Annotated in this window: 21 protein-coding genes and 1 tRNA gene; 4 read left to right on the forward strand and 18 right to left on the reverse strand. The window is 53.6% G+C overall.

Features of this window, described 5'->3' with window-relative positions:
- Nucleotides 1-34: 34 nt before the first annotated feature.
- Genes ACEG18_RS01415 through ACEG18_RS01425 form a run of 3 tightly spaced genes read right to left on the reverse strand, consistent with a single transcriptional unit; the run spans nucleotide 35 to nucleotide 3,945 of the window.
- Nucleotides 35-1,633: a UvrD-helicase domain-containing protein gene (locus ACEG18_RS01415; protein ID WP_372540967.1), complete on the reverse strand. Its 1,599-nt coding sequence runs from the start codon at nucleotides 1,631-1,633 to the stop codon at nucleotides 35-37.
- A complete protein-coding gene (locus tag ACEG18_RS01420) occupies nucleotides 1,626-3,389 on the reverse strand; it encodes an ATP-dependent nuclease (RefSeq protein WP_372540968.1) in 1,764 nt (587 codons plus the stop codon). Before ACEG18_RS01420 ends, ACEG18_RS01415 begins: the two co-directional genes overlap by 8 nt.
- A 4-nt stretch (nucleotides 3,390-3,393) precedes the next feature.
- Nucleotides 3,394-3,945, reverse strand: a complete 552-nt coding sequence (locus ACEG18_RS01425) for a hypothetical protein (protein WP_372540969.1) — start codon at nucleotides 3,943-3,945, stop codon at nucleotides 3,394-3,396.
- Between the two features lie 371 nt (nucleotides 3,946-4,316).
- Here ACEG18_RS01425 and ACEG18_RS01430 point away from each other — a divergent pair, with 371 nt between their 5' ends.
- Both ACEG18_RS01430 and ACEG18_RS01435 read left to right on the forward strand, forming a co-directional pair.
- A complete protein-coding gene (locus ACEG18_RS01430; protein ID WP_372540970.1) occupies nucleotides 4,317-5,510 on the forward strand; it encodes a transglutaminase domain-containing protein in 1,194 nt (397 codons plus the stop codon).
- Between the two features lie 141 nt (nucleotides 5,511-5,651).
- Entirely contained in the window at nucleotides 5,652-6,152 is a 501-nt protein-coding gene (locus ACEG18_RS01435; protein WP_372541243.1) for an RICIN domain-containing protein, read from the forward strand.
- Between the two features lie 1,452 nt (nucleotides 6,153-7,604).
- Here ACEG18_RS01435 and ACEG18_RS01440 read toward each other — a convergent pair.
- The 15 genes from ACEG18_RS01440 to ACEG18_RS01510 all read right to left on the reverse strand — a co-directional run bounded on the left by ACEG18_RS01440 (nucleotide 7,605) and on the right by ACEG18_RS01510 (nucleotide 20,107).
- On the reverse strand, nucleotides 7,605-7,871 hold the full coding sequence (locus ACEG18_RS01440) for a serine O-acetyltransferase (RefSeq protein ID WP_328291071.1): 267 nt from the start codon (nucleotides 7,869-7,871) through the stop codon (nucleotides 7,605-7,607).
- A 294-nt stretch (nucleotides 7,872-8,165) separates the two neighbouring features.
- A complete protein-coding gene (locus ACEG18_RS01445) occupies nucleotides 8,166-9,236 on the reverse strand; it encodes an NAD-dependent epimerase/dehydratase family protein (protein ID WP_372540971.1) in 1,071 nt (356 codons plus the stop codon).
- Nucleotides 9,229-9,948 carry an IspD/TarI family cytidylyltransferase gene (locus ACEG18_RS01450; RefSeq protein ID WP_161145322.1) on the reverse strand — a complete coding sequence of 240 codons (720 nt, stop codon included), beginning with the start codon at nucleotides 9,946-9,948 and terminating at the stop codon, nucleotides 9,229-9,231. The genes ACEG18_RS01445 and ACEG18_RS01450 overlap by 8 nt, the downstream gene beginning before the upstream one ends.
- Before the next feature lie 3 nt (nucleotides 9,949-9,951).
- Nucleotides 9,952-10,782 carry a LicD family protein gene (locus ACEG18_RS01455; protein WP_372540972.1) on the reverse strand — a complete coding sequence of 277 codons (831 nt, stop codon included), beginning with the start codon at nucleotides 10,780-10,782 and terminating at the stop codon, nucleotides 9,952-9,954.
- Entirely contained in the window at nucleotides 10,782-12,047 is a 1,266-nt protein-coding gene (locus ACEG18_RS01460) for an oligosaccharide flippase family protein (RefSeq protein WP_372540973.1), read from the reverse strand. The genes ACEG18_RS01455 and ACEG18_RS01460 overlap by 1 nt, the downstream gene beginning before the upstream one ends.
- Nucleotides 12,048-12,207: 160 nt before the next feature.
- Nucleotides 12,208-13,203, reverse strand: coding sequence for a glycosyltransferase family 2 protein (locus tag ACEG18_RS01465; protein WP_372540974.1), 996 nt, complete (start codon nucleotides 13,201-13,203; stop codon nucleotides 12,208-12,210).
- Nucleotides 13,196-14,311 carry an EpsG family protein gene (locus ACEG18_RS01470; RefSeq protein ID WP_372540975.1) on the reverse strand — a complete coding sequence of 372 codons (1,116 nt, stop codon included), beginning with the start codon at nucleotides 14,309-14,311 and terminating at the stop codon, nucleotides 13,196-13,198. The genes ACEG18_RS01465 and ACEG18_RS01470 overlap by 8 nt, the downstream gene beginning before the upstream one ends.
- Nucleotides 14,311-14,481 carry a glycosyltransferase gene (locus ACEG18_RS01475; protein ID WP_161145327.1) on the reverse strand — a complete coding sequence of 57 codons (171 nt, stop codon included), beginning with the start codon at nucleotides 14,479-14,481 and terminating at the stop codon, nucleotides 14,311-14,313. Before ACEG18_RS01475 ends, ACEG18_RS01470 begins: the two co-directional genes overlap by 1 nt.
- Nucleotides 14,482-14,507: 26 nt before the next feature.
- Complete coding sequence (locus ACEG18_RS01480) at nucleotides 14,508-15,488, reverse strand: glycosyltransferase family 2 protein (protein WP_372540976.1); 981 nt, start codon at nucleotides 15,486-15,488, stop codon at nucleotides 14,508-14,510.
- A 4-nt stretch (nucleotides 15,489-15,492) separates the two neighbouring features.
- Nucleotides 15,493-16,317: a glycosyltransferase gene (locus tag ACEG18_RS01485; RefSeq protein ID WP_372540977.1), complete on the reverse strand. Its 825-nt coding sequence runs from the start codon at nucleotides 16,315-16,317 to the stop codon at nucleotides 15,493-15,495.
- 2 nt (nucleotides 16,318-16,319) lie between these two features.
- The gene (locus ACEG18_RS01490; RefSeq protein ID WP_372540978.1) at nucleotides 16,320-17,150 is read right to left on the reverse strand and encodes a sugar transferase; all 831 of its coding nucleotides are present in this window, start codon (nucleotides 17,148-17,150) and stop codon (nucleotides 16,320-16,322) included.
- 54 nt (nucleotides 17,151-17,204) lie between these two features.
- Nucleotides 17,205-17,756: an antiterminator LoaP gene (loaP, locus tag ACEG18_RS01495; protein ID WP_372540979.1), complete on the reverse strand. Its 552-nt coding sequence runs from the start codon at nucleotides 17,754-17,756 to the stop codon at nucleotides 17,205-17,207.
- 781 nt (nucleotides 17,757-18,537) lie between these two features.
- A tRNA-Ala gene (locus ACEG18_RS01500) sits at nucleotides 18,538-18,613 on the reverse strand.
- Between the two features lie 129 nt (nucleotides 18,614-18,742).
- On the reverse strand, nucleotides 18,743-19,408 hold the full coding sequence (locus ACEG18_RS01505; protein WP_372540980.1) for a thiamine diphosphokinase: 666 nt from the start codon (nucleotides 19,406-19,408) through the stop codon (nucleotides 18,743-18,745).
- A 9-nt stretch (nucleotides 19,409-19,417) separates the two neighbouring features.
- Entirely contained in the window at nucleotides 19,418-20,107 is a 690-nt protein-coding gene (locus ACEG18_RS01510) for an HAD family hydrolase (protein WP_372540981.1), read from the reverse strand.
- Between the two features lie 331 nt (nucleotides 20,108-20,438).
- On the opposite strand from ACEG18_RS01510, the gene glgB reads away from it, so the two are divergent.
- Together glgB and ACEG18_RS01520 are read left to right on the forward strand one after the other, a co-directional pair.
- The gene (glgB, locus tag ACEG18_RS01515) at nucleotides 20,439-22,700 is read left to right on the forward strand and encodes a 1,4-alpha-glucan branching protein GlgB (RefSeq protein ID WP_372541244.1); all 2,262 of its coding nucleotides are present in this window, start codon (nucleotides 20,439-20,441) and stop codon (nucleotides 22,698-22,700) included.
- 94 nt (nucleotides 22,701-22,794) lie between these two features.
- The gene (locus ACEG18_RS01520) at nucleotides 22,795-25,221 is read left to right on the forward strand and encodes a glycogen/starch/alpha-glucan phosphorylase (RefSeq protein ID WP_372540982.1); all 2,427 of its coding nucleotides are present in this window, start codon (nucleotides 22,795-22,797) and stop codon (nucleotides 25,219-25,221) included.
- The last annotated feature ends 32 nt before the right edge of the window (nucleotides 25,222-25,253 follow it).

The raw sequence follows: 25,253 nt of genomic DNA on the forward strand, positions 1-25,253 counted from the left end.
GTTTTGCATCGAGTCCGCCTTCGACATTTCTGGTTTACCAGCGCACTTCACGTCGAAGGTTCATTAGCCCAGGCTTTTGTAGGAACTCCGAAGGAATTGCCTCCATTGTTTTCCCCTTCGCATTATGGCGCCAGTCGGCAAGCGGAATATAGCAAACCTTTCGTGCTCGCGTAAGCCCGACATAATGCATATTCAGAGATTGTCGATATGCGTCATAGTCTTGATTCTCGTAATTATAAGGAGGCATGAGGAACTTATAGCAATCAAGACAGAACACAACGTCGAACTCAAGTCCCTTCGCCTTATGGTATGTAAGCAGGTTCACCTCATCTTCGCGGGCAGGCCGAAAACCACCCCTAAGCTCATCGACATCAGAAAGGACCTCACCGAGATCAAATCGCGCTTCCGGGTCGACATCGTTCTCAAGACACAGCTCTTCTAGGCTGCAAAAGGAATCATATAGCTCGATCCATGAATCATCTGGGGCATTCTTTAGAGCCCGCAGAAGGTCGTTAGCTGTAAACCTTGCGCGAGGCATTTGCTCTGTAGGAATATACCTGTCGAGAAAATCACCCACATAACCACTTGAGTACAGAAACGCCAGCAATTCCCTGAAGAATATGCGAGACCGGCTGAAGCTAACGTCCAGCTTCGTGGAAATAACAATCTTAGAAGGTATGCCGAGAAGTCCTGCGTACCGCTCGAGCATCATGTTGGATGTAGACAACAATGCGAACTCGTTGCGGCGCTCAACTTTGTATTGTTCGGTAATCACATCTAGATGCTCACAAATGGTCTCGGCTATGTTTCTTTCGTCGCCCGATACCTTAACCAGCACAACTCTCTTGTCTTGACAGGCGCGAGAAGGCGCTTGCGTACCTAGAAGCCTCAGTGAGTAATCAACGATGCTCCGATGGCACCTGTGGTTTTCGGTAATCTCGAAAGTCTTGAAGTGTGGATCCGCAATCAGCTCATTTAGGAAGACTGAAGACCGGCCGTCATATGCAAAGATAGCTTGATCCATATCCCCGAAGGCCACGCCTCGAATTCCGATGTTGACGAGTTCTCTGAACAGCATGTGCTGGGCAAGTCCACAGTCCTGATATTCGTCGATGAACACCGCCTTATAGCGGGCGTGCAGGAAACTCCTCACGGCGGGGACGTGTTTCACCATGCAGTAAGCGACCTCGCTCAAAGCCGAGACCGGAAGCACTCCCAAGGAAAGTGCGTCGCGGATAAGATCCCAGCGGTCCTCGTTGGGGTTTACCCAATGGTCTTTGATCCTCGACGCGGGAAGCGACTGGTCATCGTCGACTATATCAATTTCGACCATTCGACCAACGATATGGGGGACGAACTGCTGGATAATCATAGCAAGGCAAAAAGCATCGATCGTTCCGAAAAACGAATTGCCAGCACGCACCCCTAAGCCAGAGCACCTGTCCCTAAGCTCAGTACTAGCCTTCCTGGTGTATGAAATGGCCACAACGCCCTGATAACTCAAAAGACGCTCAGATGCTTTGACTATCATCCTTGCCATCGTAAAAGTTTTGCCGCTGCCCGGTCGTGCCGAAATGACGGCGGACTCTTCACAGGCGATAACCTTGGCCTGCTCCTCACTAGGCTTAATCATCGCCGTGACCCACAGAAGCCAGCAGTTGGAGTCTCCTCAACGGCTTGCAGAAGGTGCTTTCCGCAAGACATCCCAGTTCGCTTGGATACTTAGAGATGAACGCATGCATGCCCTCTGCCTTTCGCACGGTCATCGCGGCGTAAAGCTCTTCTTGGTTATCCACTCCATAATGCTCTTCCAGAACTCCGCGGAGACCGCTTGCAATGAGATCGTACTCGAGGTCGCGATCTGAAAGATATATTCCCTCAAAATCAAGGGCATCGCGCAGCTCATTCACCGCGGATGCAACTTCAACAGGGACAGCCGGTCCGCCATCCCATGTCAATGAATTCTTGATTCTCAGCCATAGCGCCTCAACGTAGGAACGTCCGAGCGATTCGACGATCCCGTATGCGCGAGCAACTCCGGCAAGCCTATATCGTTCCTTATTTGGGACCTTGAATACATCGTTATCAGTGCGTAATACCCAGGGAATCCCAAGCGCCTCGCAGCAAAGCACGTAAGGTTTGAAACCGATGCCATCCACAGAAAGAATTGACAGGTTTTCTCGGTCAAGGTCTATGCCGATTGCTGCTGCAAGGGCCCGGAAGAAGACGATTTCCGATGGTCCCTCCACCAAGAACACTCCGCGGCTGAAGAACACCTCCGCCACAATAGGGTTAAGACGATAGCCCAAGGCATCGATTTTCCTTCTGAGCTCGATGCCGGAGCATGTGGGTTTGCCCTCGTTGCCCATCTTCACGAGCGCGTCGGAAGCAAACCGCTCGACAATCTGAGGCGAATGGGTCGTCAGAAGAACCTGTCCGTCAATACAGCCGGAAAGGTACTTAGCCAATGCCCGCTGCTGCTGGGGGTGAAGGTGCGCCTCAGGCTCTTCTATGGCGACGATGCTTACCTTCTCAACAGGCTTTTTAATATTTCTCTGAGAAAGCCAAGTGGAGAAGAACAGTTGGTTGCTTCGACCCTCGCCGCCAAAAGTCAAGGGAACATCATCGGACAGATAGGCGAGCTGAAGGTTGTCAAGAAGCTTGCCCGCGTCCGTGTTTCCAGCCACAAGACGGGCCTCGCGTCCCTCGTTCAAGGCCGACATCCTGGCCATCTCATCGTTCACAGTTTTAAGAGCATTGGTTATGTAATGGAGCCCGTTAATTCCGTCGTTCAGCGATTCGAGGCTGCTTTGAATCTCTTTGATCGAAACGTCGTCGTCATGAGCATCGTCGTCGTTTCGTGAATTGCGTGCGGCCTCGAGCAGGGCAGTCTGGCTGCGCTTTAGGAAGCGGGCGGCGTCGCGGGTGCTGTTAACATACTCGAGCACCAGATGCTTGATATAGAAGCGTGACTGTACGTGCTCGATGCCAAGTTTTTCATTTCCGACCAGAAACTTGTAGTCACCTTCTCGGTTGCAGGTATAACCAATAACAGTTCTGCCTTCGGCTAAATTGCCGCCGAATGCGCTGATCAGGCAATCCTCGTGGACGTCGCATAATGTCGCAGTTATCTCCACTCGATCAGGATTGGTTCTACAGTTGAAATCGGACGAAGAAAGCTCGAAATCCCTCGCGGAGAGGCTAGGATCGAAAAGAATCCTCAACGCATGCAAGAAGTTTGTCTTCCCCGAATCGTTAGGCCCGAAAATAAGAGTCTTTTCCCCAAGTTCAACAACAACGTCGTCGAAGTTACGGAAACCCTTGATATGAACTTTTTCGATTTTCATTATTGAACCACCGCCGCAATTATCCCTTTTAGTTTCAGGCAACTATTTATTCATTGCCGCCCACGCATCGCCGAAGTCTTTCACCCACAAGCGCCATGCATGCGGCATACTGAATTAAAAGTTCGTTCATTGCAGCGTTCAGCTGTGATTCGCTATGCGACTCATGCGTCACTCGGTGCGTTTTCTCTCGGTATAAAGTCATGGCGTCGTTCAGGTCATTTCCAGGTAAACGTGCACTGAGTAGAAGGATATCCTCTAAATAATGTCGCTGAGCTTCAGAATCATTGTCGTCAATAATCCACTCGATATAATTTCTTCCGGTCGCGGCATACTCCAGCATTTGTGTATAGCATTTAAAGTTTGCGCGCATACTGTGCTGAATCGTCTCTTGAAGACGTGTAAGGTTCTCCCTTTCGTATTGTCGCCAATCGTCCTTAAGCGTTAACCTTCTTTTCTTGTCTTCAAGCTCGTTTTGGTGCCTGATAGTCATACGCGTAGCGAGCAGTGTTACGCCGCCGCCAATTAGGGTGCCTACTAGGGAGGGAAGCATGGATGCAACTGAATCAAGAATCGAGACAAGAATAGATTCATCCACCATCTTTGGCCCCCAATCAAATTAATAACCCGTAGTAAACCAGCTTGGTTTGTGATTTTACATCCTGAATAACCAACTATAGCCGTCGATACGAGCTCATTGCCGATTCCAGGTGCACCTACATCCCCTCCCCAACTCAGTCCAAAAAGTTTGCAGTTGTTGACTGACGTTACCGTAAAATTAACCCCACTTACATATACACGGAGTGTTGGCCTGGCGCCGCCTCCGGGCCTTGGCGCCCACCTTATCGAGAGGCACCGCTATGAAACGAGTTTTTTTACCGCTCGCTCTGCGCAGTTCTTTGCGTATCCATGCTTAGCGCAGCAATACCTGTAAGGGTTTTAGCGGAAGAAGAACGGCTTCAAGAAAACACCTTGGAGCAGTCTGAGACTGGCGCAGCGGACAATTCGAGCGGCAGCATGACAGGCGACATCGATACAAGAGAGATCGGCAATGAGTCTATCAAAAATGAATCCGATTTCGCGAATCCAATTTCGCATCAGGCGGAACCTCAGGTTTCCCTAGCTTCTGACATGTCGCCCGATTCGGAACAAGCCACAAAGGCCGCAGCAAATGGATATCAGCACAGCGATAGCGCCACCAGCGGCAGTGTCACCCTCACCGTCGAATGGAACGATCCAGTACTTGGACAGCCAACGACCTTCCATGTAAGCGCAACAGGTGGCAGTGGCAGCTATCTTTTCCGCATGGATGCACCCTCGTACTCCAACCCCAACGAGTACGCCTACGAGTCGGTCGCCGACCCAAGCCGCGGAGAGTGGACAAAGTACACCGACGCGTGCGTTAGCCACGACTTCACGTTCACAACGACGGCTAGCGGATCATACAACTTCCGCTTTTACCTCATGGACAAGGCGTCGGGCGTTTACTACTTGCCCACCAACACGTATATCCAGGTTGAAGATGATGCGTATCCCAGTGTTGCGAGTATTGTTAATAAAGCAGTGTCCCAGGCCAGGCAAAACACAAATGGTTCTGAATACGAAATGGCCCTTTATCTTCATGACTGGCTTCTAGATCAGCTTGAGTACGACAACTCGCTGAAGTGGTCATCTGCTGAGAGTGCCCTCACGCGCGGCCTAGGCACCTGTCAGGAGTATGAAAGCGCCTATTCCAAGCTGCTCACCGCTGCCGGCATCACCAATTCAGAGACCCGCGATACCTATGATGTCCACACCTGGAATGCCGTCAAGCTCGACGGAAAATGGTACCAGGTCGACTGCACCTGGGACTATACGTCCGATAACTTCTACGGCGATTTAGATCAGCGTCATTTGTACTGCTGCCTCATCGACGAGCTCATGGCAATCGCGCATCCGGGGCACGAAAATATTTATACCGCCGACAGCTACGCTACACGTTCTACCAGTCTTAAAGATAACTACTTTATACGTAATGGTAAGGATGATGAGTGGGCCGCAGGTATGTCGAACGAATTCAGAAAGACCTTGACTTTCGCGATGAGGGCTTCTCTATCGATGCCGACAACCAGTCCTTCCCGCCCAGCATCAGCGGCATCCAGAACGGCATTATCGTCTGCGCCATGAATCAACGCGAGTGGAAGGCAGACGACACCAAGGCCTACCTCACCGCCGCTTCCAACGTCACCATGACATCAAGCAACAAGTGGACCGCAAAGTATGACTTCATAAAGCACATACCAAGGTGAGGCAGCAAAACCGGTACAAATCGTCCCCGACGGCGAGTACGAGATAGAAAAAGCCGGGTCGGGCATGACGATGCTAGACATCTCGGGCTGTTCGCCGGAGAACGGAGCGAACGCCCAGCTCTGGAATCGCAACGGGTCCGGAGCTGGGCGCTTCAGACTCACCTATGACAGCAGGTTCGGCGCGTACAAGATCGTTTGCTCCGGGACCGGCCTAGCACTCGACGTGAAGAGCGCCAACTTCTCCTCGGGGGCTAACGTCCAGCAGTTTTCCAGGAACGGCACCGCCGCCCAGAGATGGGTAATAGAGGCGCGCAAGGACGGTGCATACGCGATAGATTCAGCAGGCAACCCCAGCCTGGCCCTCAACGCGAAATGGGTCTCCACTTCGGACGACACAAACGTGCGCATCTTCACGGCAAGCGGAGCCTCCGCGCAGGGCTGGAAGCTAGTGTCTATAGCAAATAAAACTGATAAGGTTAGATTAGACAAATCAACCCTAATCAATGAAATATGGATTTAACGGGTAAGATAGCGCGTGTTATTTTACCCGCTCCAAGTAGCGTGAATTGCGTCAGCCATCTGGATATGGAGCCCTACCTTTCCGGTCCAAGTGCCCGGCTGCCATGGCGAGCAGGCGGTTCCGCCATTCGGAGATGGTCTTGTTGTTGGCGCCGCACAGCTCGGCCTCGTACTCAACTGGGACGCGAGGCGCTTGGACGTGAAGAAGAGCATCCCGACACGGGCGGCTTGAGGAGCGCTCAAGAGCAATGCCCATTAGAGGGACGAATCTTCTCACTCATGAGCGGCAGTTTCTTTGTCGACATCCTCGCCGAACAACGGGAGCTCGTCAGCGGAGCGACCCGTCGCGAGCATCTCGAGGGGTCGCTCCTTTCATATCCATCTGTTCCATTCACCCGAGTGTCAACCGAAGGAATTGTCGACAAATATAGATTCGGGTGAGCATTCGGGCACATTCTCTATTTGGCTGAAGAGCATAGCATTCGGGGGCCATGCGACCGCCGAATCATAAACTGCTATTTAAACTGTTAGAAAAAAGATCTATCCAACCATTGATTCAATAGCTTTGACGATATCGCTATCGATTTCTGAATCGAATTTGCGCGCGAACATCATTCTTGAATTCCTGATGAGTTCTAAGTCTGCAATTCCCGACACACGGGGTGACTCATCAGCACCCCAATCGATAAGCCGCATTATCGCATCATCCCTTTGATCGCCGGGGCTCGAAAGCATCTAAATCTACTCCCCGCATCCCAAACCTCAGTTTGCAGGAAGATTCCATTGCCGCACATAGAATCCCAGAAAACCGAACGTATCGACGAGGCATTCTTGACAAGGTAACGAGCGAGGCCAACGGTGATTGAAAACCAGTTGTCACCTTTCATCAATTCCAAGTCTCTAGCAGGCTTCCTAAAACTCTGCAAAAGACTCGATAGAAGGCCATCCATCTTTCGTAAGAAAACCTGAGATTTGCTTATCCCGAAAGTATTCTAGATAACATGCTCACCGATTCTTCTCCGATAGTCCCTGTTGTGGTTTTCGAAGCGAATGGACTCTTTATTTCCACAAGAGTCAAAGAATGAGTGAATCTGGTCCTGACTTTAAATAGAAAGATCTTGACCGCTCAAAAGGTGAGAATAGGAATAGTGTCCCTTTGCAACTGCGGAGTTGAGAAAGTTGAGTTCACAGGCGATTTGCGAATACGCGCCCCAAGTGACTCTGATACGAGGAATTAAAAAGATCCCCGTCTTACTGACAAAAGCCAACAAGCGATTTTCTTTCCATCCGCTTTTTTGCATCCATAGGGATGAAGATGTCGTTTCGTTCATTATCGAGGGCTCTCATCAGGGTGTGAAGAACCTCATTGTCCTTATGAGCCATAACAAGGAAAGCGTGTTTGCCCCCAGTCGCATCGGAGCGAGTTGGCATTGGTATACAAACTTCCATATGTCTACCACTCGCGAGGTTTATACTCGCCTTCCTCGGCAACGATATAAGGTGAAGGCTGCTTATGTTCAATAATTCGCGGTTTATCGAGAACAACCGTCGAGTTATCGGGTACGTCTTGGAATACAACGCAGTTTGCTCCGATCTTGACGTTATTACCAACGCGAATTCCTCCGAAAATCTTGGCGCCGGGACCGATGAAGACATTATCACCAATAACGGGAGCTTTCCCTCTGCTGCGTCCTATAGTTACTTGGTGAAAGATGGTCACATTTCGCCCTATGGTTGCCCCCCCCCGCAATGACTATACCGTTGATGCCGTGCGCAGTGATATTGGGTGGCGCCAAAAAATTCTCGCACACGCATGAAGCATCGTCGCTCCATCCAGGCATGATATCCGCACAGCTCCTGCGCATCTCGTGGTGAACATACAACGAATAATAAGTTTTGCGGATACCCCGGGCACTTCCAGTAAGAAGGGCGTGTCGCCTTCTCCAAAACTTATCGTCATCGTACCTTCCGAAAACCATATTTCTGAAGCCATGCCAAATCGCCTTTGCGCCCATCAGCATCCCCCGGGATTATTGAGCGAGCGGAGAACACAAAGCGTTCTTGATATGCCTTCGGAGATGCCCATATGCGCAGACCAACCAAGTTCGTCACGTGCCTTGTTTCCATCCATCAGCGCAAGCGTGGCCTTAGAGTACCCTGCCGCCTCCTGAGCGTCGGGAAATTCGAATACAACTTTAACACCACTGGCTTTAGCTACAAGTCCCGCAAGATCCTTCAACATTACATCGGATTCCCTATCTGCGAGGTTGTAGGCTTCCCCGTCGATACCAAGGAGCAGTATATGAAGCAGACCAGACACGGCGTCTGCGACGTGCAGGTAAGAGAACTTCTGCGTCCCCTCGCTCTTGAGTACAACGTCCTCGCCGGCAAGCGAGCGATGTAGGAACTGGGAGAGCGCCTTGGAATCATCGGGCAGTAGTGTGGGCCCGTAGACGCGCGCGATGCGCGCGATAACGGCCTCGACCCCCTTCTGCGAACGGTAAGCTTGACACATAGCCTCGCCTAGTCGTTTTGATTCGTTATAGCAGGCGCGAAGAGTGTTGCAGTCGATGTTCCCGCAGTACTTTTCATCATAACGTTCCACGTCACCGCGGTTCTGGCCATAAATCTCGACCGATGAGGCAAAGAGTAGCCTAGCACCGCATTCGGCTGAATAGCTGAGGAGATTCTGTAAGCCGTCCACGTTGGCTCGGATGGTGCCGATGGGATCGGTAGCGTACTGGCGCGGGTGAGTGGAGCTCGCTAGGTGCAAAACGTAGTCCGCGGGGGCGGCAGGGCTGTAACCTATCGCAGCAACGGAGCCCTCCTCAAACGAGAAGTGGTCTCGACCGAAGTACGGCAGTCTCGAGCGCGCTTTCTCGATGTTGCGCCCCAAAGCGATGACGCTACACCGCGCCCCATCAATGTCGTTCTTGCGCATCAGAACGTCGACGAGGAAGGTCCCGATCAAACCGGTCGCACCGGAGATGACGACCGTTTTATTCGCGAGCTTCTCCCATGGCAGGGGAAGCGAGCAAACTTTGTCAACGTCGGCGATATACTCTGGGCATTTGAGCCTATTCATCGCGGGCATCCCTCTCCGTCGCCCATGCGCGGAAGAACTCGAGGTTTTCCGGCGTGGTGAGCTTGATGTTGCGGTCCGACCCGACGGCGAAGTTGAGCCTCACGCCCAGCTGGACCATCATTGTGTTCGTGTAGTTGGAGCCGTCGATTCCGACACCTTTCTCAAAAGCCTCGTGATATTTGGAGTCGAGGAGCCCAAAACGGTAGGCCTGCGGTGTAGACACACGACGAAGCGTCTCGCGGGGGATGTACTGCGTAGTGGTGGCGGAATCCTTCTTGTCCACAAGGAAAATCTGCTCGTTGTAAGGCATGCTTGTGACAGCGTTGCCGCGCTCCTTAGCCACGCGGACGACGTCGGTGATAACCTCTGGGTCGAGCATGGGGCGCACGCCGTCGTGAACGATGCAAATGTCATCTTCGGCAAGCACACCCTCAAAGTTGTACACGCCGTTGCGGATAGACTCCTGACCAGAGGCACCGCCTTTGACTACCCACTTCAGCTTGTCAATTTTGTACTGCCTTGCATAGGCGCGTAAGACCTGCTCCCAGCCGGCTAGGCATACGACCTCAATGGCATCCACAAGCGGGTGCTCCTGAAAAGCCTCGAGAGTGTAGACGATGACGGGCTTCTCGCCAACATTGATGAACTGTTTGGGGATCTCTTGCCCCATACGCGAGCCTACACCGCCCGCGATGATGATTGCCACGTTCATGAATTATTTTCCTTCCCCGGAATTTACCTTCCATACCTTCATCCCATGAGTGACCCGCTGGTCCTCAGGCGGAAGCCGCATATAGTCGCCGTAGAGCCCCCTTAGGTACGCGTCCCAGTGCGGACACGCCTTGAAAGTACGACCCTCGAACTCCATATCGATCAAGTTGTCGAAGTCCTCGGTGGGAAAACCTGGCTTATCAGGCTTGTAGGGCCCCCAAACAACATCCCCCGCTTCATGCGTATCTCCGAACTGAAGACCACGAGCCCTCTCCCCTAGCTCGGAAAACTGCTTTTCCGCAGGAAACAACGCCCTATGAATCGGAAATAGGACATGTTTTGCGACCTTTTTCAAGGGATTTGAAGTAGATGTTTTGATGTTTACGTATGACCGCAATGCCCTAAAGAATGTCTTTTCCTGAGCCGCCATTAGGGTCGCTTTCTCAGTATTTTCGTCAGGCATGGCATCAGCGGGAAAAATGTCGATCCAGAGAAACTCTTCGATCACCTCTTCTAAGTGCGGTTCCTGCGCCCTCCATGAAGGGTTGGTCAGTTTCATGAAGGGATAGATGTACCCCTTGCGTCCAGGAATATTGGCAGTCAACCCAGCAGGCACCCACTCGGGATGTGATGCAAGTTCATCGAAATCAGGCCTGGGCATAATGACGTCGATATCGTCATCCCAAGGAATGAATCCTCTGTGTCTCACGGCACCTAGAAGCGTGCCGCCATCAAGTGAATAACGAAGCCCATGCTCGTTTGTCATCCTGTCAAAATCGACGAGCATAGCAAGCAAGAGTTTTTGGATTTCCATTGTGGGAAGGTACTGCATCATTACTCCTTAGGATTCTTATGAAAGTCTGTCTTCGACCGCGCCGCGCGCCAGAGCATGAAAACTCTTACTAGCAACAACAAGGCATCGCAACCCCAGCGAGCAACACAGATAACATCAAGGGTTATCAACCCGGCAAGGTAAAGTGCCAGAAGCGAGACCACATTAACGATCCCAGTGAATAACGTCGAGACGGTCAGCTCCTTTACATGCCCCATGGCGCCCAGAACCGGCCAGCCAATCAGAATTCCGTAAACTGAGAAGATAAAGATCGGCGAGATCATCCACATAACATGGGCACCGCCAACGTACTCGGGTCCTCCGAGGACGAGCATGATAGGCTTAGAGAGAGCGCAATACGCAACGATACCTAGGACGAGAACAGGCAACGCAACCAGCGCCAACTTTCGTGCGAACCCGAAGTCTCTGTTCTTGATCATATGGGGGTAAAGGCTGTTAGCAATAGGCGTGTAGAGCGACTGCACGGCATTCACAGTCGTGAGCGTAAGCGACCAAAAGGCGATGTCCGTCTTGCTTGTGATCGCTAACCCGATAATCACCGTTGTGAATCCAGAGAAAAGAGAGGAGCTGACGTTCGAAACGCAATAGATGGCGGAGACGCGTAGTTCCTCGAAGCTCTCCTTAAAGGTGGGCCTTGCTATACCGACGCCGAACATGCGCTTCTGGGCGCGATAGCTCCATGCGATGTCGACGATCTCCGACAGTACGTCAGCTACGGCAACGAGGATAAGGTCCCCCGGCCCGCGTACGAGAAGGATCGTAAGCGCGACCTGCACTCCCTTGGATGCGAAATATCGGGTCGTCAAAGGCCCCATACGCTCATTTCCCTGAAAGATGAAGTCGGGCAGCACTGTGCGACCTGCCGTTGCAAAGAACGCCCAGATGACGTAGACCGTATTCTCGGCCATAATAGGAATAAAGCGTGTTACTACCATGACACAGAAGAAAAGGCCGCAGAGCAACATGAGGCGTGCGACCGTTATCGCCCCCACGAGGCGGGAGAGAGCTGTAGTGTCCCCCCTGAGATCAACTACCTTCTTGGTACCAGAGAGTGTAAAGCCGAAATCGGCGATGGTTTGGACCACGCCCATGAAGGAGAGAACATAGGCGTAAACGGCATAGCCCTCAGTCCCGAGGATGCGAGTAAGATAGGGAATAAGCAGCAGCGGAAAGAGATACTTGAGTATCTGAAGGCCATACTGCCAAAGCGTGTTCTTGTAGAATGTATTGTGCTTCACCGACAGCATCCTCCTTTAAAGACGAAGGAGACGTTAGCCAATCTATTAAAATAGAATCGACGGATAGAAAACCGCAATTTCGCAACTCCAATGGACTTGAAGGGGGGGGGGATGAAATACCTAAATGCAATTGCCCCGCAGAAAGAAGGCAATAAAGATGCAAGGCGCACTATATAGAACTCCGCCGAATAGCCTTGAAAACGCCAAGCGCCTTGCGGGAAGTTGAAGAAACAATGACGTTATTCGACAAAACCATGCTATGAACTAAATCAGGGAAGCCGCTAACGCGCTTACGATACTCAAGTTTGATCATTTTATCGAATGTATTTTTTGCCTCATCATCCAGATCACAACGCCACAGGATCTCATCGAGATCGCAATAATGCTGACAAATGCCGCGCCTTGCATTTAGATGCGCGCTTTTCGACCATCTTGCCGCGTACTGAAGCATTTCATCGCACACTCGGCCCCAATCGGCCACCTGCTTTTCTTGGAATACTTTCGTACTGTTAGAGTCATGCTGTCGGTAATAATAGAGGGGCTCATCAATATGAAAGAGGCTACGCGCCTTATCGAAGACGGGAAGCAACTGACAAAGGTCCTCTCCGTGCATAAGGCCAGTCCGGTTTGTATACCAATCATATCCAGGGAACAAATCGGTGCGAATAACCTTATTCCAAACGCTGTTGAAATCGCAGCCGCATAACATACTTCTAATGGCATCAAAATCTCCGCCAACATGTATCCCAGGAGAAATGCAGGCCTTCAACGATGGCCGAACAGGATCTAGTTTCATGGTGAAATCGAAAGAAATGATATCCGCATTTGACGATGTGATGGCAGAGCAGACTTTCTTGAGACATCCCGCCAGAAGACAATCGTCAGAATCAAGAGCGAGGACATAGCGCCCCTTCGCCCTACGAAGGCCGTCCCGCCGCGCGGCTAATAAGCCTTCGTTATCCTTGTGGATTGCGAAGGCCTTTTTGTTCCCTTTGCAATATTCGTCACATATCTTAGGTGACCCATCAGTTGAGCCATCGTCAACAAGGATAACCTCATACGCTCCTCGCCCTTGGGCATCAATAGACTCCAAGCAGGCTGGTAGGAAGCTTTCGGTATTGTAGACAGGCACGATAATGGAAATATCGGGCTTCACATCAAGCATAAAAGACTCCTAAAAGCGCTGAGGAATACGGGAAAAGATTGCAGCTGCCGCCAAATACGAATGTGATAGCGAAATAGAGCACGCAAAAAGTAATTGCAAGTACCCCGGATAGCAAACGCTCGTTACCAAGGTTCTCCGATAAAAATGGATAGAGGAATCCCGAGATAAAAAGAAATGGGAAACTGAGTCTAATCAACTCGGGACTTATGCTTGCAAACTGAGCGAACACAGCCGAGGATACGCCGCAGCAGATGTAAAAATTAAGCATCTCCCGATTAGCAGGTCCCATTGAACTTTTATGGCCCAAAAACAACATAATCATACAAAAAAGCAGGTAAATTAACATCGTGTTGTTCAGTGAACCCATTCCAGCATGTTTCACTTGAAACGAATATGACGACGTAAAGGACGAGACCAGATCCATTAAATCTGGCCCAATCAAAACTGCACTGACAGCACAGACGGCAATGCCGAAGCAAAACAACATAGCAAGAGTTTTGGATGAGCGAACACCCCTGCTCTCGCAACAAGCAATGTAGATAACCCAAACAAAAATGCCCACAATTGACATCCTATGAAAACCAACGGCAATCGCCAAAAAAACAAAAGCAGGTAGATTTTTCCCGTGAATCAGCTCATAAACCATCAAGACGAGCATGCTTGTTGCTAGGCACTGCCTGAGTATGTTTAGCGTGTATCCAAAGACAATGAAACAAAGAAAGAATCCGATGACAGGATACCCTTGAGGAAATTGTTTTTTTGCAACCAGAACATAAGGAAGAAAAAATATTAACTCACAGAAGAAAAGCACTGCGTTGAAATCGCCAGTCAATCTCCCTAGAAACCAGAATAAAAGCACAAAAATCGGCTCTTGATCCGAGCAAGCGCTGAGGGCTCCTATAGGCGAATAAACTTGAGACGCATTAAAACAGCTTAGAGGATATGCCGAAGTATCTGTTCCAACGGTTATATCTCTAGCACCCGCCACTACACAAAGGGGCAGAACCGATATTATCGCGAGGACAAGCCCAACTCGCTTATCGCCGATGCGCGCTGAGAGATAAAGCAAAGCAATATGGAATGCAAACGCAACTAGATAGATCTGCATCACTGCACCTGCTCAGCAAGTTGTACATAGCCCTCAGAGATGCCGTTAGTCGATCCGTCGTCGACAATGACGACCTCGTACTCAAAGTGGTCCTGACGTGCGATGCTAGCCAAGCACTCGCCAAAAAAGTTCTCGACGTTGCATTCGGGAACGATTGCACAAAATCTCACCTTATCAACCCTTAATTTCTTGGGGTTTATCCAATTGCTTTGCCCGAGACTGCGGCGTAGAAGGCGTAGAAGGCGTTGTGCGCCTTTGGGGAGATCGCGAAGAGCATGCACCGCAGCCTCCAGGTACGGGACGCCAAAGGGCTCCGTGAAGCTCGCCCCACAAGCTCGCGAGCACGCTTCAGATACGACCGCCCTTCAGCCCTGTCGCCAAAGGCATCAAGGTCGACGCGCAGCGTACAGTAAGCTCGAAAGCACTCAAACTCGTCTTTAAAGCCGCCCCCGGCAATTAGTCGCACGGTCTCGATAGTCTCATCCATGTCTTGCGCGTGCTTGGGGCCCTGCTTCTTAAACGTGGTGATGGAGCCGGGTCTCGTTACATACGCGTAGAAAGGAGCATCAGAAAAGGCAATCTCCCCAACACGCGAACAGATAGAGGCGATCACGCCCATGTCTTCGAAAAGCTGCCCCTCGGGAAAGGCAAGGTAAGGGATCAGGGACCGGGCGAAGAGCTTGCCGCACGCTGAGCCACTCTCCCCGTTGAATAAAAGCAGCTTCCTAAAACGCTCAGCACCGGACTCCACCTTGAACTCAGCAGCCTGCTCAATCTCGTAGTTCTCGAGAAGGGGCGTCTTGGCGAAAGACCCTGCAACAAGAGTCACCTGGTATTTCAGGGCGGCTTCAACCATAAGCTCAATGGTTCGCGGGTCGATGAGGTCGTCTCCGTCAACATACATGAGATAGTTGCCGCGGCATCGTTGCGTGCCATAATTGCGAGCGGAAGAGAGACCCCCGTTCTCCTTATGGTGAATCACAACGCGTGGGTCGTCTCCGACGGTGTCTTCAATCAAATCTATAGTATTATCTGTGCAGCCATCGTCCACGATAAGAATCTCGATGTTCGGATACGTCTGACTGAGCAGCGACCTCACACAAGGAAGTGCGAACTTCCCCACGTTGTACATGGGGACGATAATGCTTACCAGAGGGTAATCGACTTCGGAAGCCATTTTGCTACGCCCTCCGTAGAAGAATTCGATAGATCAGCGACCTCAGCGAATTGGGCATAAGGCAGACCAGCGCGTGCGGCACATATGAGCAGACATAGTCGCGTTCAGTGAAATAGCCCCGCTTTACCTGCGCTCTCTTGAAGGCCTTGGCGTACTTGAGGTACTGAACTCCGCCCCTGCGGGCGTAGAAGTCCTCGCTTACGCGCATGGCAACTAAGGGCTCACCCAAATTGTCCGCACAGCAGCCGCACGCGAGCATTCTGTTGAAGAGGTCCCAGTCCTCAAAATAGAGGAAGTCTGAACTGTAGTTGCCCGCTTCCATCACCTTTGACTTTCTAAACGTCATGGGAGGGTGACGAAAGGGATTGCGTCTCTTGGAGTAGGCAAGGATTGCATCTAAGCCTTTAGGTAGTTCGGTTGTGGCTACGGGCTTGTCGGGCGAATCAATGAACTCGGAAACATCGCTGCCGACCATGTCGAGACCGCCATCTAGGGCGGCGAGCTGCTTCTCCATGCGGTCGGGTCGGGCAACGTCATCGGTGTCCATGCGAGCGACAATCTCGTTGGAGCAGGCGAGCATGCCCTGCTGCAGGGCATATCCGAGACCGCGGTTCTTAGCGTACGAAACGAAGTTGAACAATTTGGGGTGTGCGGAGTCATAATCCAGAAGCACGGCTTCCAGTTCGTCCGTCAATGGACCATCTTTGACCATGACAATTTCAGTCGGCGGCACGGTCTGAGCAAGCATGCTGTCAATCGACTCTTTAAGGTACTCTGGGCGCTCCTTAGCATACAGGCTCATAAGTACGGTATAGGCAGGGTATTGCATTATTATTTTCCCCTCCTCATCGCCTTGAACGTTTTGACGAACACGCGGGCGTCAAGTCCAAGCGACTGATGACGAACGTAGAAGAGTTCACGGGCCTGTCGCTGACCACTCCCCCAAGTCGAGTCATTACGATCCGTTGCGGCCCACCAGCCAGTAATGCCCGGCTTACAAGCAAGAACTTCGTCGCGAGCGTCACCGTACTCGTAGGTTTCTTCGAGCGTCACAGGCCTTGGTCCAATAACGGATAAATCCCCTATAAGAACGTTGATGAACTGCGGCAATTCGTCGAGCGAAGTGTGACGTAGAAAACGACCAACGCGCGTAATGCGAGGGTCATCGTCAACCTTTTGTTCGCGCTGCCATTGCGCCAACTGCTCGGGAGTCATGTACTTCTCAGGATGCTCGTGAGCATCAGAGACCATGGTTCGGAGTTTGAAGATATAGATAGGCTTGCCGCCCTTACCGACTCGCTTTTGGCGAAAAAACGGCTTGCCGGGAGAGTCAATCTCTATGGCGATGCATGCGGCTACGACGGGGATAGCCAATACCACGCAGACGCCAGCAGAGAACACGATGTCAAAGGCTCGCTTGAAGGCAAAGTAGCCTGGCCCACCTTTCTTGGGAGCAGCAGCATTGGGATCGGCAGCGGGTGCCTTATAGCTTCCTGTCGCTACGAAACCTTGCGCCGGAGCAGGGTTCTCGACGGGAGGCGGAAATTCCGTCGCCACAGGAGCATGAGAGCCATTCTGCCGATCAATGACTTGAGCGATCATTGACGTACCACAAGGAACATCAGTTATATATTTAGTTTTATCCGACACGTTCTCTTCCAACACTTCGTCCCCGGGTCGGGGATCCTCCCTGTTCTGTGTACCGACCGTCTGCAGCTAGGCGATCGCCTTTTTAAGGTTGCGCATGACGCGCTGCTCGTTTGAAAGAACGGCAAGGCCAACGCGGGTGGTTACGCGCCGGCCGCACAGGTCGAGCTCCAAATAAGCAGTGCACTTGCGTCTATTAATGGTTTTGATGAGGCCTTCGTGGCCCAGCAGTGGACCAGCCGTTACTACGACCTGGTCGCCGTCTTTTAGGGCCTCACTCATGGGCACTACGCGGTCTTCCCTATGCGTAAAGCTGCCAATAAGCTGGACCTCTTCTTTTGCCAGCGGCACAAACTGACCGTCCTGCGCAAGCACCCGGGCAAAATCGTCCATTCGCAGCAAATACTGTTGAACGGTTCGAGGATCTGCCGTATCGCAGATAAGATAACCGGGGAACAGTGGCATGATCGTATTGACCCATTCGCCGTGTACCTTGATCTCGGTTTGATATTGGGGATAAAAGAGCTCCTGCATGGCGCCCGCTGGCACCATACGCTCGATGCGCTCGCGCATTATGTCTTCGCGACCGTTGATGACCTGGATCACATACCACACGAGCACCACCCCCTTGCTGTCTTACGTGTGGCTCACGGGGTTTGGGTATGGCTTCGCCAGGGCGCTTGTGCGCGAAGGCGCTCCATATTCAAACCCTGAGCCCAGTTAGACAAGCACGTGGCTCTGCCCCACCGTGAACGGTATGTACAAATGCAGTTGCTAGAGACGCGGACGTGTATAACAAAAATGACCGCGACCCCAGCTGGCTGCGTGCGAGCCAGTCAAGCGGGAACAAAACTGGACCGCACGCAGCCAGCTAAAGACTGCTGAGGATTGCCGTGGCAACTTGATACACTACACGATGCGAACTTTTAAATGACCGCAAAACCAAGTGCAAAATCACGCATGGCAATTGATATTGGAGCTCGTGGTGTTTCTGGCACCGCCGTTACGGCCGGATGCTGATCGACCCTGCGCTACGTGGCCTATTGGAGTCGTGAGCACAGTTGAACTCATGTAACGTTAGGTATCCTAGCACAAGCTGTTAGCGAAACTGATTTGGGCTGCGTTGGACCACATATCGTTCATTTAACGTGCTAAAGGGGGTTGTTTTGGAATGTTGTTCAAGTTGGCGCAGGTTATTGGGGTGCTGGCAATAATTGGGAGCGTTCCTGAAGCCCAAATGAAATTGCGAGCTGCACTGGAAATTGCGCTTGTCTAACAAACTATGTACAGACATGTGAAATAAATTGTGCAACTTTTTGTTGGTGTGGATGTGAGGTAATAGCGCGAGGAATTTTAGCATGAAAAAAAGGCCTTCGGAATTCCGAAGGCCTTACATTCACGATGGTGGAGACGAGGGGGATCGAACCCCTGACCTCTTGACTGCCAGTCAAGCGCTCTCCCAGCTGAGCTACGCCCCCGTGACGAGGAGATACTATAGGGGAAGTTGGCGCGACGTGCAAGGACTTTTTTGAGTTGATTATCTTACTTACGGGTTTTCCTGGGACGGGGCTGAATTGACTAATTTTGACTTCGGCAAAATTAGTCAATTAACCCACCGTCCCGATAAAACCCTCACGCAGCAAAAACGCTATCGCGGTTCCTTGGTGAACGTCTATTTTAGCTGTTCCTTTTACGACGTTGCTAATGCCCGTGTCGGCCAACAAGCCCAGGGGGCTGTGATCTAGTTCCCACTCTAGGCCGTGCTCGCTTACAACCGTCCCAGGGGCTATGGCGATGATGGAGAACGTCTTGTCCTCGGCACCTTCGATGGTCCATGATTCGCCGGCGCGAAGGATGCGGGCCGTGGTCTCGTCTTCAGCAATCCAGACAGGGGCATCCTCGTAACCCGCGAGCAGCCCCAGTACGGATAGCGCCATATCAGGGCGGCCGCCCGTGGCGCAGGTCGCAACCACTTCGGTGCCCGGCCAGCGACGGCGGACGGAATCGAGCGCCAGCGCCAGATCGGTATAGTCCTTGTACGGGTCGTGGCGCTCAACTTCAAAGTCCTCAGTGGCATCAACAAGAGCGCGACCGGCTTCGCTTACCGTATCGGCGTCCCCTACATACACGTCGCAGCTCAGGCGAGCGCCCAGCAGCGCGTCGAGACCGCGGTCCACGGCGACAACGTGGTCGCACTCCCCTACTAGCCTACGCAACAGATCCGCGCTCGCCACCAAGGGCGAGCCGCAAACCACTAATACCTTACAAGCCACAGCTCTCGCCTATCCCTCAAACGCAAGCAGGCGGGCCAGATCCAGCTCCTCGTAGCTGTCGATAAAGATATCGCAGTTGGCGCGCACATCGTCGCGCTTCATGCGGCCGTGCGGGTCATAAATACCTACACGCTTAAAGCCGGCGACCCCAGAACTCCTTAGGCCAAAGACGGCGTCCTCAAACACCCACGCGCGCTCAAACTTGTGCCCGTGGCGCTCTTCTAGGCGGCGCAGCGCCAGCTCGTATACGTCGGGGAACTGTTTGGAGCGTCCTGCCTCGCCCGTCGTGGTAACAAACTCCATGTACGCGTCGAGCCCGGCGCCCGCAAGCGCAGACTTAACCAGCTCGGCCGGCGTGGACGTGGCAACGCACAAGGCAATGCCCGCCGCCTTCGTCTGCTCCAAAAATGCCAGGAGCCCCTCGCGCGGCGGCACCTTGGAGTACCCATCGATCAGGATGTCGCTCAGCTCGCGATACAGCTCCTCGCCATTCGCTCCAATGCCCCAGGTGTCGTGGTAGGCCTGGCACTCGTCCTCGAGCGACAAATGCTCAAACTGGGCAAAATCGTCGACCGTCACGTCAACTCCGTGGCGGTGCAATAACTCGGGCTGGGCATAGGCCCAAACGGGGGTGCTATTAACCAGCGTGCCGTCGCAATCGAAAATAAAAGCGACATTGGGAGCGGCGGTTTGGGACATAAAAGTACCTTTCGATGTCAAATGGTAAACAACCTGCTAAAAACGTTTTACCAAACGTCAAACCAACAATCAAAAAACCCTTATTGGTAAAACTGTCAAGAGTTTTACCATCGCAATTCTGCCAGTGGTCTAAACATGGCGCTTACCGATTAAACGCCGCCCAAAAACCACTTTCCTTCATAAAAGTAACGTACAGGTGTTATCGTAGTTTCTGCCGAAAGTTCCACCGAGCACGCGAGGTGGAACGAATCATAGAACTATCGCCGTCCCTTCGATTCGTGCAGCCTTGGACCTTTCGCATCTAGTCACCAAGGCAACACGCTGCCGCGTCATGATGGGATCAAACGTGAGCGATACAAAGCTAAAGCCAACGGCTAAAAAGCCCGCAACCCGTAAAGCCGCCCCGCACGCACCGGAGCTCACCAAGGACGATGTCTATCTATTTGGCATCGGCACGTGGGAGCGCAGCTGGGAAAAGATGGGCGCGCACCCCGACACGCAGAACCGTACGCGCGGCTGGCGCTTTTGCGTTTGGGCGCCCGATGTAAAGAGCGTGCATGTCATTGGCGAATTTAACGACTGGGATGAAGAAGCCAACCCGCTGGTGCCCGTGCATACGAGCGCTATTTGGGAAGGCTTTATTCCTGGCGCCGAGCAGGGCCAGCTCTATAAATACCTTATCGAGACCAACGAGGGTGAGAAGCTCTACAAGGCCGATCCGTATGCCTTTAAGGCCGAGTGCCCTCCGGGAACGGCGAGCGTGCTGTGGACCCTCGATGGCTACAAGTGGAACGACGCCGCATGGCTCAAGCATCGTGCCGGCCATAACCACATGTCACAGCCCCTTAACATCTACGAGGTGCATATTGGCTCGTGGAAGCGCCATGGCGACGCACCGCAGGGCGAGCCGGACGAGTACGGCAACTACCCCGGCCCCATGGATCCCTTCCCCGCGCAACGTGGCGAGTTCTACACTTACGACGACCTGTCGGTGGAGCTCGTGGACTACGTGCGCGACATGGGCTACACACATATCGAGGTCATGCCACTTATGGAACATCCCTTCGATGGCTCTTGGGGCTACCAGACGACCGGCTACTATGCCGCCACGTCGCGCTACGGCAACCCGCAGCAGCTCATGCACTTTATCGATGCATGCCACGAGGCAGGCATCGGCGTGATCATGGACTGGGTGCCTGGCGGTTTTTGCGCCGACTCCCACGGCCTTGCCACCTTTAACGGCCACATGCTGTTTGAGCACGAGATTCACCCTAACTGGGGCACGCACAAGTTCGACTTCGCCCGTGGCGAGGTCCGCTCCTTCCTGGTCTCCAACGTGCTGTACTGGCTCGAGAACTTCCATGTTGACGGCATTCGCATGGACGGCGTGTCCAGCATGCTGTACCTCAACTTTGGCATTGACGATCCCGGCCAAAAGAAGTTCAACAAGTACGGTACCGAGGAGGACCTGGACGCCAGCGCGTTTATCCGCCAGGTCAACTGCGCCGTGGAGGCCCACTTCCCTGACGTGATGATGATGGCTGAGGAGTCCACCGCGTGGCCGCTCGTGACCTACCCGCCGCAGGACGGCGGCCTGGGCTTCCACTACAAGTGGGACATGGGCTGGATGAACGACACCCTTCACTACATGCAGACCGATTTTCCGTGGCGCCCCGGCAACCACGGGCTGCTCACGTTCTCCATCATGTACGCCTTTACCGAGAACTTTATCTGCCCACTGAGCCACGACGAGGTCGTCCACGGCAAGTGCTCGCTGATCGGCCGTATGCCGGGCGACTGGTGGCGTCAGTTTGCCGGCCTGCGCACGCTGGCTTTCTACCAAATGACGCACCCCGGCGCCAAGCTCAACTTTATGGGCAACGAGATTGGCCAGTTTATTGAGTGGCGCTACTACGAGTCCATCCAGTGGTTCCTGACCGAGGAGTACGAGACTCACCGTCATCATCAGGCGTTTATCAAGGCGCTCAACCACCTGTACACCGCCGAGCCCGCCCTGTACGAGCGCGGCTACACCGACGACGGCTTTACCTGGATCGATGCGGACAATTCCAAGCAGTCCATCGTGAGCTTTGTGCGTCAGGGCGAGGACGTCGACGACGATCTGGTGATCCTGATCAACTTTGACCCGGCGAGCTACGAGAGCTTCCGTGTGGGCGTGCCGCGCGAGGGCGACTGGGAGGTCATCTTTGACTCAGACCGTCCCGAGTTTGGCGGCAGCGGCTATGCCGGCGAGGAGCCCTACACCTGCTCGAGCGAGCCCTATCCCTGGAACGGGCAGATGGACTCCATCGAGATTAAGGTTCCCGGCCTGGCAGGCGTGGTGCTTAAGCGCCGTGGTCCCAGCAGCTATAAACCGCCAGTGGTCGAGGAGCCCAAGGCTGCGCCCAAAAAGCGTATGTCTTCGGTGAAGCCCAAGCCTGCGGCTGCTAAGAAGGCTCCGGCTAAGGCGAAGGCAACCAAGCCCGCCGCCAAGGCCACGGCCAAGTCCGCCACGGCCAAAAAGGCAGCCACCAAAAAGGCCGCTCCCAAGGCTAAGGCAGCTGCCGTTAAGGCTCCTGCTAAGAAAGCGTAACAAAACCGTTACAGCTGTAATTACCCGCCCCGCGGGGGCGTAGGATACATGTCATAACCGTTCCGGGAGAAACATCCCCGGGGGAAAGGAACGTATGAATAAGATCTTCGATAACAAGCAAGAGTTTACCGAGCTCTATCGCGATGCCGTCATGAGCATTAGCGGCAAGAGCGTCGAGGCCGCCAGCGACCTCGACCGCTTTAACGCCCTGGCCAAGCTCGTGGCCGAGAAGGCGCGTACCGTTGCCACCAAGAGTGACGCCCGCGCCACCGCCGAGGGCAAGAAGCGCGTGTACTACTTCTCGATCGAGTTTTTGATCGGCCGCCTGCTCGACAACTACCTGCTCAACTTTGGCGTGCGCGACATGGTCGCCGAGGCGCTCGACGACATGGGCTTTGACCTGTCCGTCATCGAGAACCAGGAGCCCGATCCGGCGCTTGGCAACGGTGGCCTGGGCCGTCTGGCCGCATGCTTCCTGGATTCCATGGCAGCCGAGGGCATTGCCGGCTACGGCAACGGCATGCGCTACCGCTACGGCCTGTTTAAGCAGGAGATTGTCAACGGCAGCCAGGTCGAGGCCACCGACGAGTGGCTCACCCACGGCTATCCCTGGGAGGTCCGTCGTCAGGACAAGGCCGTGACCATCAAGTTTGGTGGCCATGTTGAGGGCTTTGAGGAGAACGGCCGCACGTTCTACCGCACGGTGGACACGCAGGATATCCTGGCCGTCCCTTATGACATCCCCGTTGTGGGCTATGCCGGCGAGACCGTCAACAAGCTGCGCGTCTGGGCCGCAGAGCCGGTCGAGGAGCACTTTGACCTTGAGGCATTCAACCGCGGCGACTACGCCCTGGCCGATGCCGAGCGCGCCGAGGCCGAGGCCATCAGCGCCATCCTCTACCCCAACGACGCCGGCGAGCACGGCCGTCTGCTGCGCCTGAAGCAGGAGTACCTGTTTGTCTCGGCCGGCATCTACAGCCTGCTCGACACCTTTGAGAAGGAGCACGGCGAGAACTGGGAGCTGCTGCCGCAGTTTGTGGCCATCCACACCAACGACACGCACCCCGCCATGTGCGGCCCCGAGCTCATGCGCATCCTCATCGACGAGAAGAAGCTCGAGTGGGACGACGCCTGGAACATCGTGACGCAGGTCGTGAGCTACACCAACCACACCATCCTGCCCGAGGCTCTGGAGAAGTGGCCCATCGGCACGTTCTCCAAGCTCCTCCCCCGTGTGTACCAGATCATCGACGAGATCAGCCGTCGTTGGCACGAGTCGTTCGACACCACGCAGGATGGCTGGCAGGAGCGTCTGCGCCAGACCGCCATTCTGTGGGACGGCGAGATTCGCATGGCCAACCTGTCCGTGATCTGCAGCCACAGCGTCAACGGCGTGGCAAAGATCCACTCCGACATCATCAAGAACATCGTGCTCAAGGACTTCTATGCCCTGACGCCCGAGAAGTTCAACAACAAGACCAACGGCATCTCGCACCGTCGCTTCTTTGCCGAGGCCAACCCCACCTACGCCAAACTTGTGACCGAGGCCATTGGCGACGGCTGGCTCAAGGACGCCTTTGAGTTGGAGAAGCTTAAAAGTTTCCAGAACGACACCGAGTTCCTTAAGGCCGTTGGTGCCTCCAAGCGCGCCAACAAAGAGCGTCTGGCCGCCTACGTTAAGGCCGAAACCGGTCTGGCCATCGACCCCAACACCGTCTTCGATGTTCAGGTTAAGCGCTTCCATGCCTACAAGCGCCAGCTCATGAATATCATGAAGGTGATGGACATCTACAACCGTCGCATCGCCGATCCCAACTTCCACGTGACGCCGACGACCTTCATCTTTAGCGGCAAGGCTGCCTCGAGCTACACCTTTGCCAAGGAGACCATCCGCCTCATTAACTCCGTGGCCGACGTCATCAACAACGACGCCCGTGTGAACGAAGTCATGAAGGTCTGCTTTATCCCCAACTTCCGCGTGAGCAACGCCCAGCTCATCTACCCCGCCGCCGAGATCTCGGAGCAGATCTCCACAGCCGGCAAGGAGGCCTCGGGCACGTCCAACATGAAGCTCATGATGAACGGCGCCATTACGCTGGGCACCCTCGACGGCGCCAACATCGAGATCGCCGACCTGGCCGGCCGTGAGAACGAGGCCATCTTTGGCCTGACCGCTCCCGAGGTCGAGCAGCTCTGGGCATCCAACAACTACTTTGCGTGGGATACCCTCAACGGCGACCGCGAGCGTCTAGGCCGCGTGATGGACGAGCTCAAGGACAACACCTTTGCCGGCCTTTCGGGCAATTTCGAGAGTATCTACAACGAGCTCATGAACAACAACGACCCCGACCTAGTCATGGCTGACTTCCGTAGCTACGTGGATGCATGGGAGAACCTCACGGGCAGCTACGGCGACCAGGAGACCTGGAACCGCAAGGCCCTGCTCAACACCGCCTCGAGTGGCTGGTTCTCGTCCGACCGCACCATTCGCGAGTATCGCGACGAGATCTGGCACGCATAAAGCGCGCGAGCTCCCTTTGCCGCACGGCATTA

Origin of the sequence: Collinsella aerofaciens (assembly GCF_041537385.1) — a bacterium.
Taxonomy (GTDB): Bacteria; Actinomycetota; Coriobacteriia; order Coriobacteriales; family Coriobacteriaceae; genus Collinsella; species Collinsella aerofaciens_BV.

Excerpts from the sequence above, each read along its gene's own strand:
- ACEG18_RS01415 (WP_372540967.1), bottom strand. The coding sequence starts at position 1,633 with ATGATTAAGCCTAGTGAGGAGCAGGCCAAGGTTATCGCCTGTGAAGAG.
- ACEG18_RS01425 (WP_372540969.1), bottom strand. The coding sequence starts at position 3,945 with ATGGTGGATGAATCTATTCTTGTCTCGATTCTTGATTCAGTTGCATCC.
- ACEG18_RS01445 (WP_372540971.1), bottom strand. The coding sequence starts at position 9,236 with ATGAATAGGCTCAAATGCCCAGAGTATATCGCCGACGTTGACAAAGTT.
- ACEG18_RS01450 (WP_161145322.1), bottom strand. The coding sequence starts at position 9,948 with ATGAACGTGGCAATCATCATCGCGGGCGGTGTAGGCTCGCGTATGGGG.
- ACEG18_RS01455 (WP_372540972.1), bottom strand. The coding sequence starts at position 10,782 with ATGATGCAGTACCTTCCCACAATGGAAATCCAAAAACTCTTGCTTGCT.
- ACEG18_RS01460 (WP_372540973.1), bottom strand. The coding sequence starts at position 12,047 with ATGCTGTCGGTGAAGCACAATACATTCTACAAGAACACGCTTTGGCAG.
- ACEG18_RS01465 (WP_372540974.1), bottom strand. The coding sequence starts at position 13,203 with ATGCTTGATGTGAAGCCCGATATTTCCATTATCGTGCCTGTCTACAAT.
- ACEG18_RS01470 (WP_372540975.1), bottom strand. The coding sequence starts at position 14,311 with ATGCAGATCTATCTAGTTGCGTTTGCATTCCATATTGCTTTGCTTTAT.
- ACEG18_RS01480 (WP_372540976.1), bottom strand. The coding sequence starts at position 15,488 with ATGGCTTCCGAAGTCGATTACCCTCTGGTAAGCATTATCGTCCCCATG.
- ACEG18_RS01485 (WP_372540977.1), bottom strand. The coding sequence starts at position 16,317 with ATGCAATACCCTGCCTATACCGTACTTATGAGCCTGTATGCTAAGGAG.
- ACEG18_RS01510 (WP_372540981.1), bottom strand. The coding sequence starts at position 20,107 with ATGTCCCAAACCGCCGCTCCCAATGTCGCTTTTATTTTCGATTGCGAC.
- glgB (WP_372541244.1), top strand. The coding sequence starts at position 20,439 with ATGATGGGATCAAACGTGAGCGATACAAAGCTAAAGCCAACGGCTAAA.
- ACEG18_RS01520 (WP_372540982.1), top strand. The coding sequence starts at position 22,795 with ATGAATAAGATCTTCGATAACAAGCAAGAGTTTACCGAGCTCTATCGC.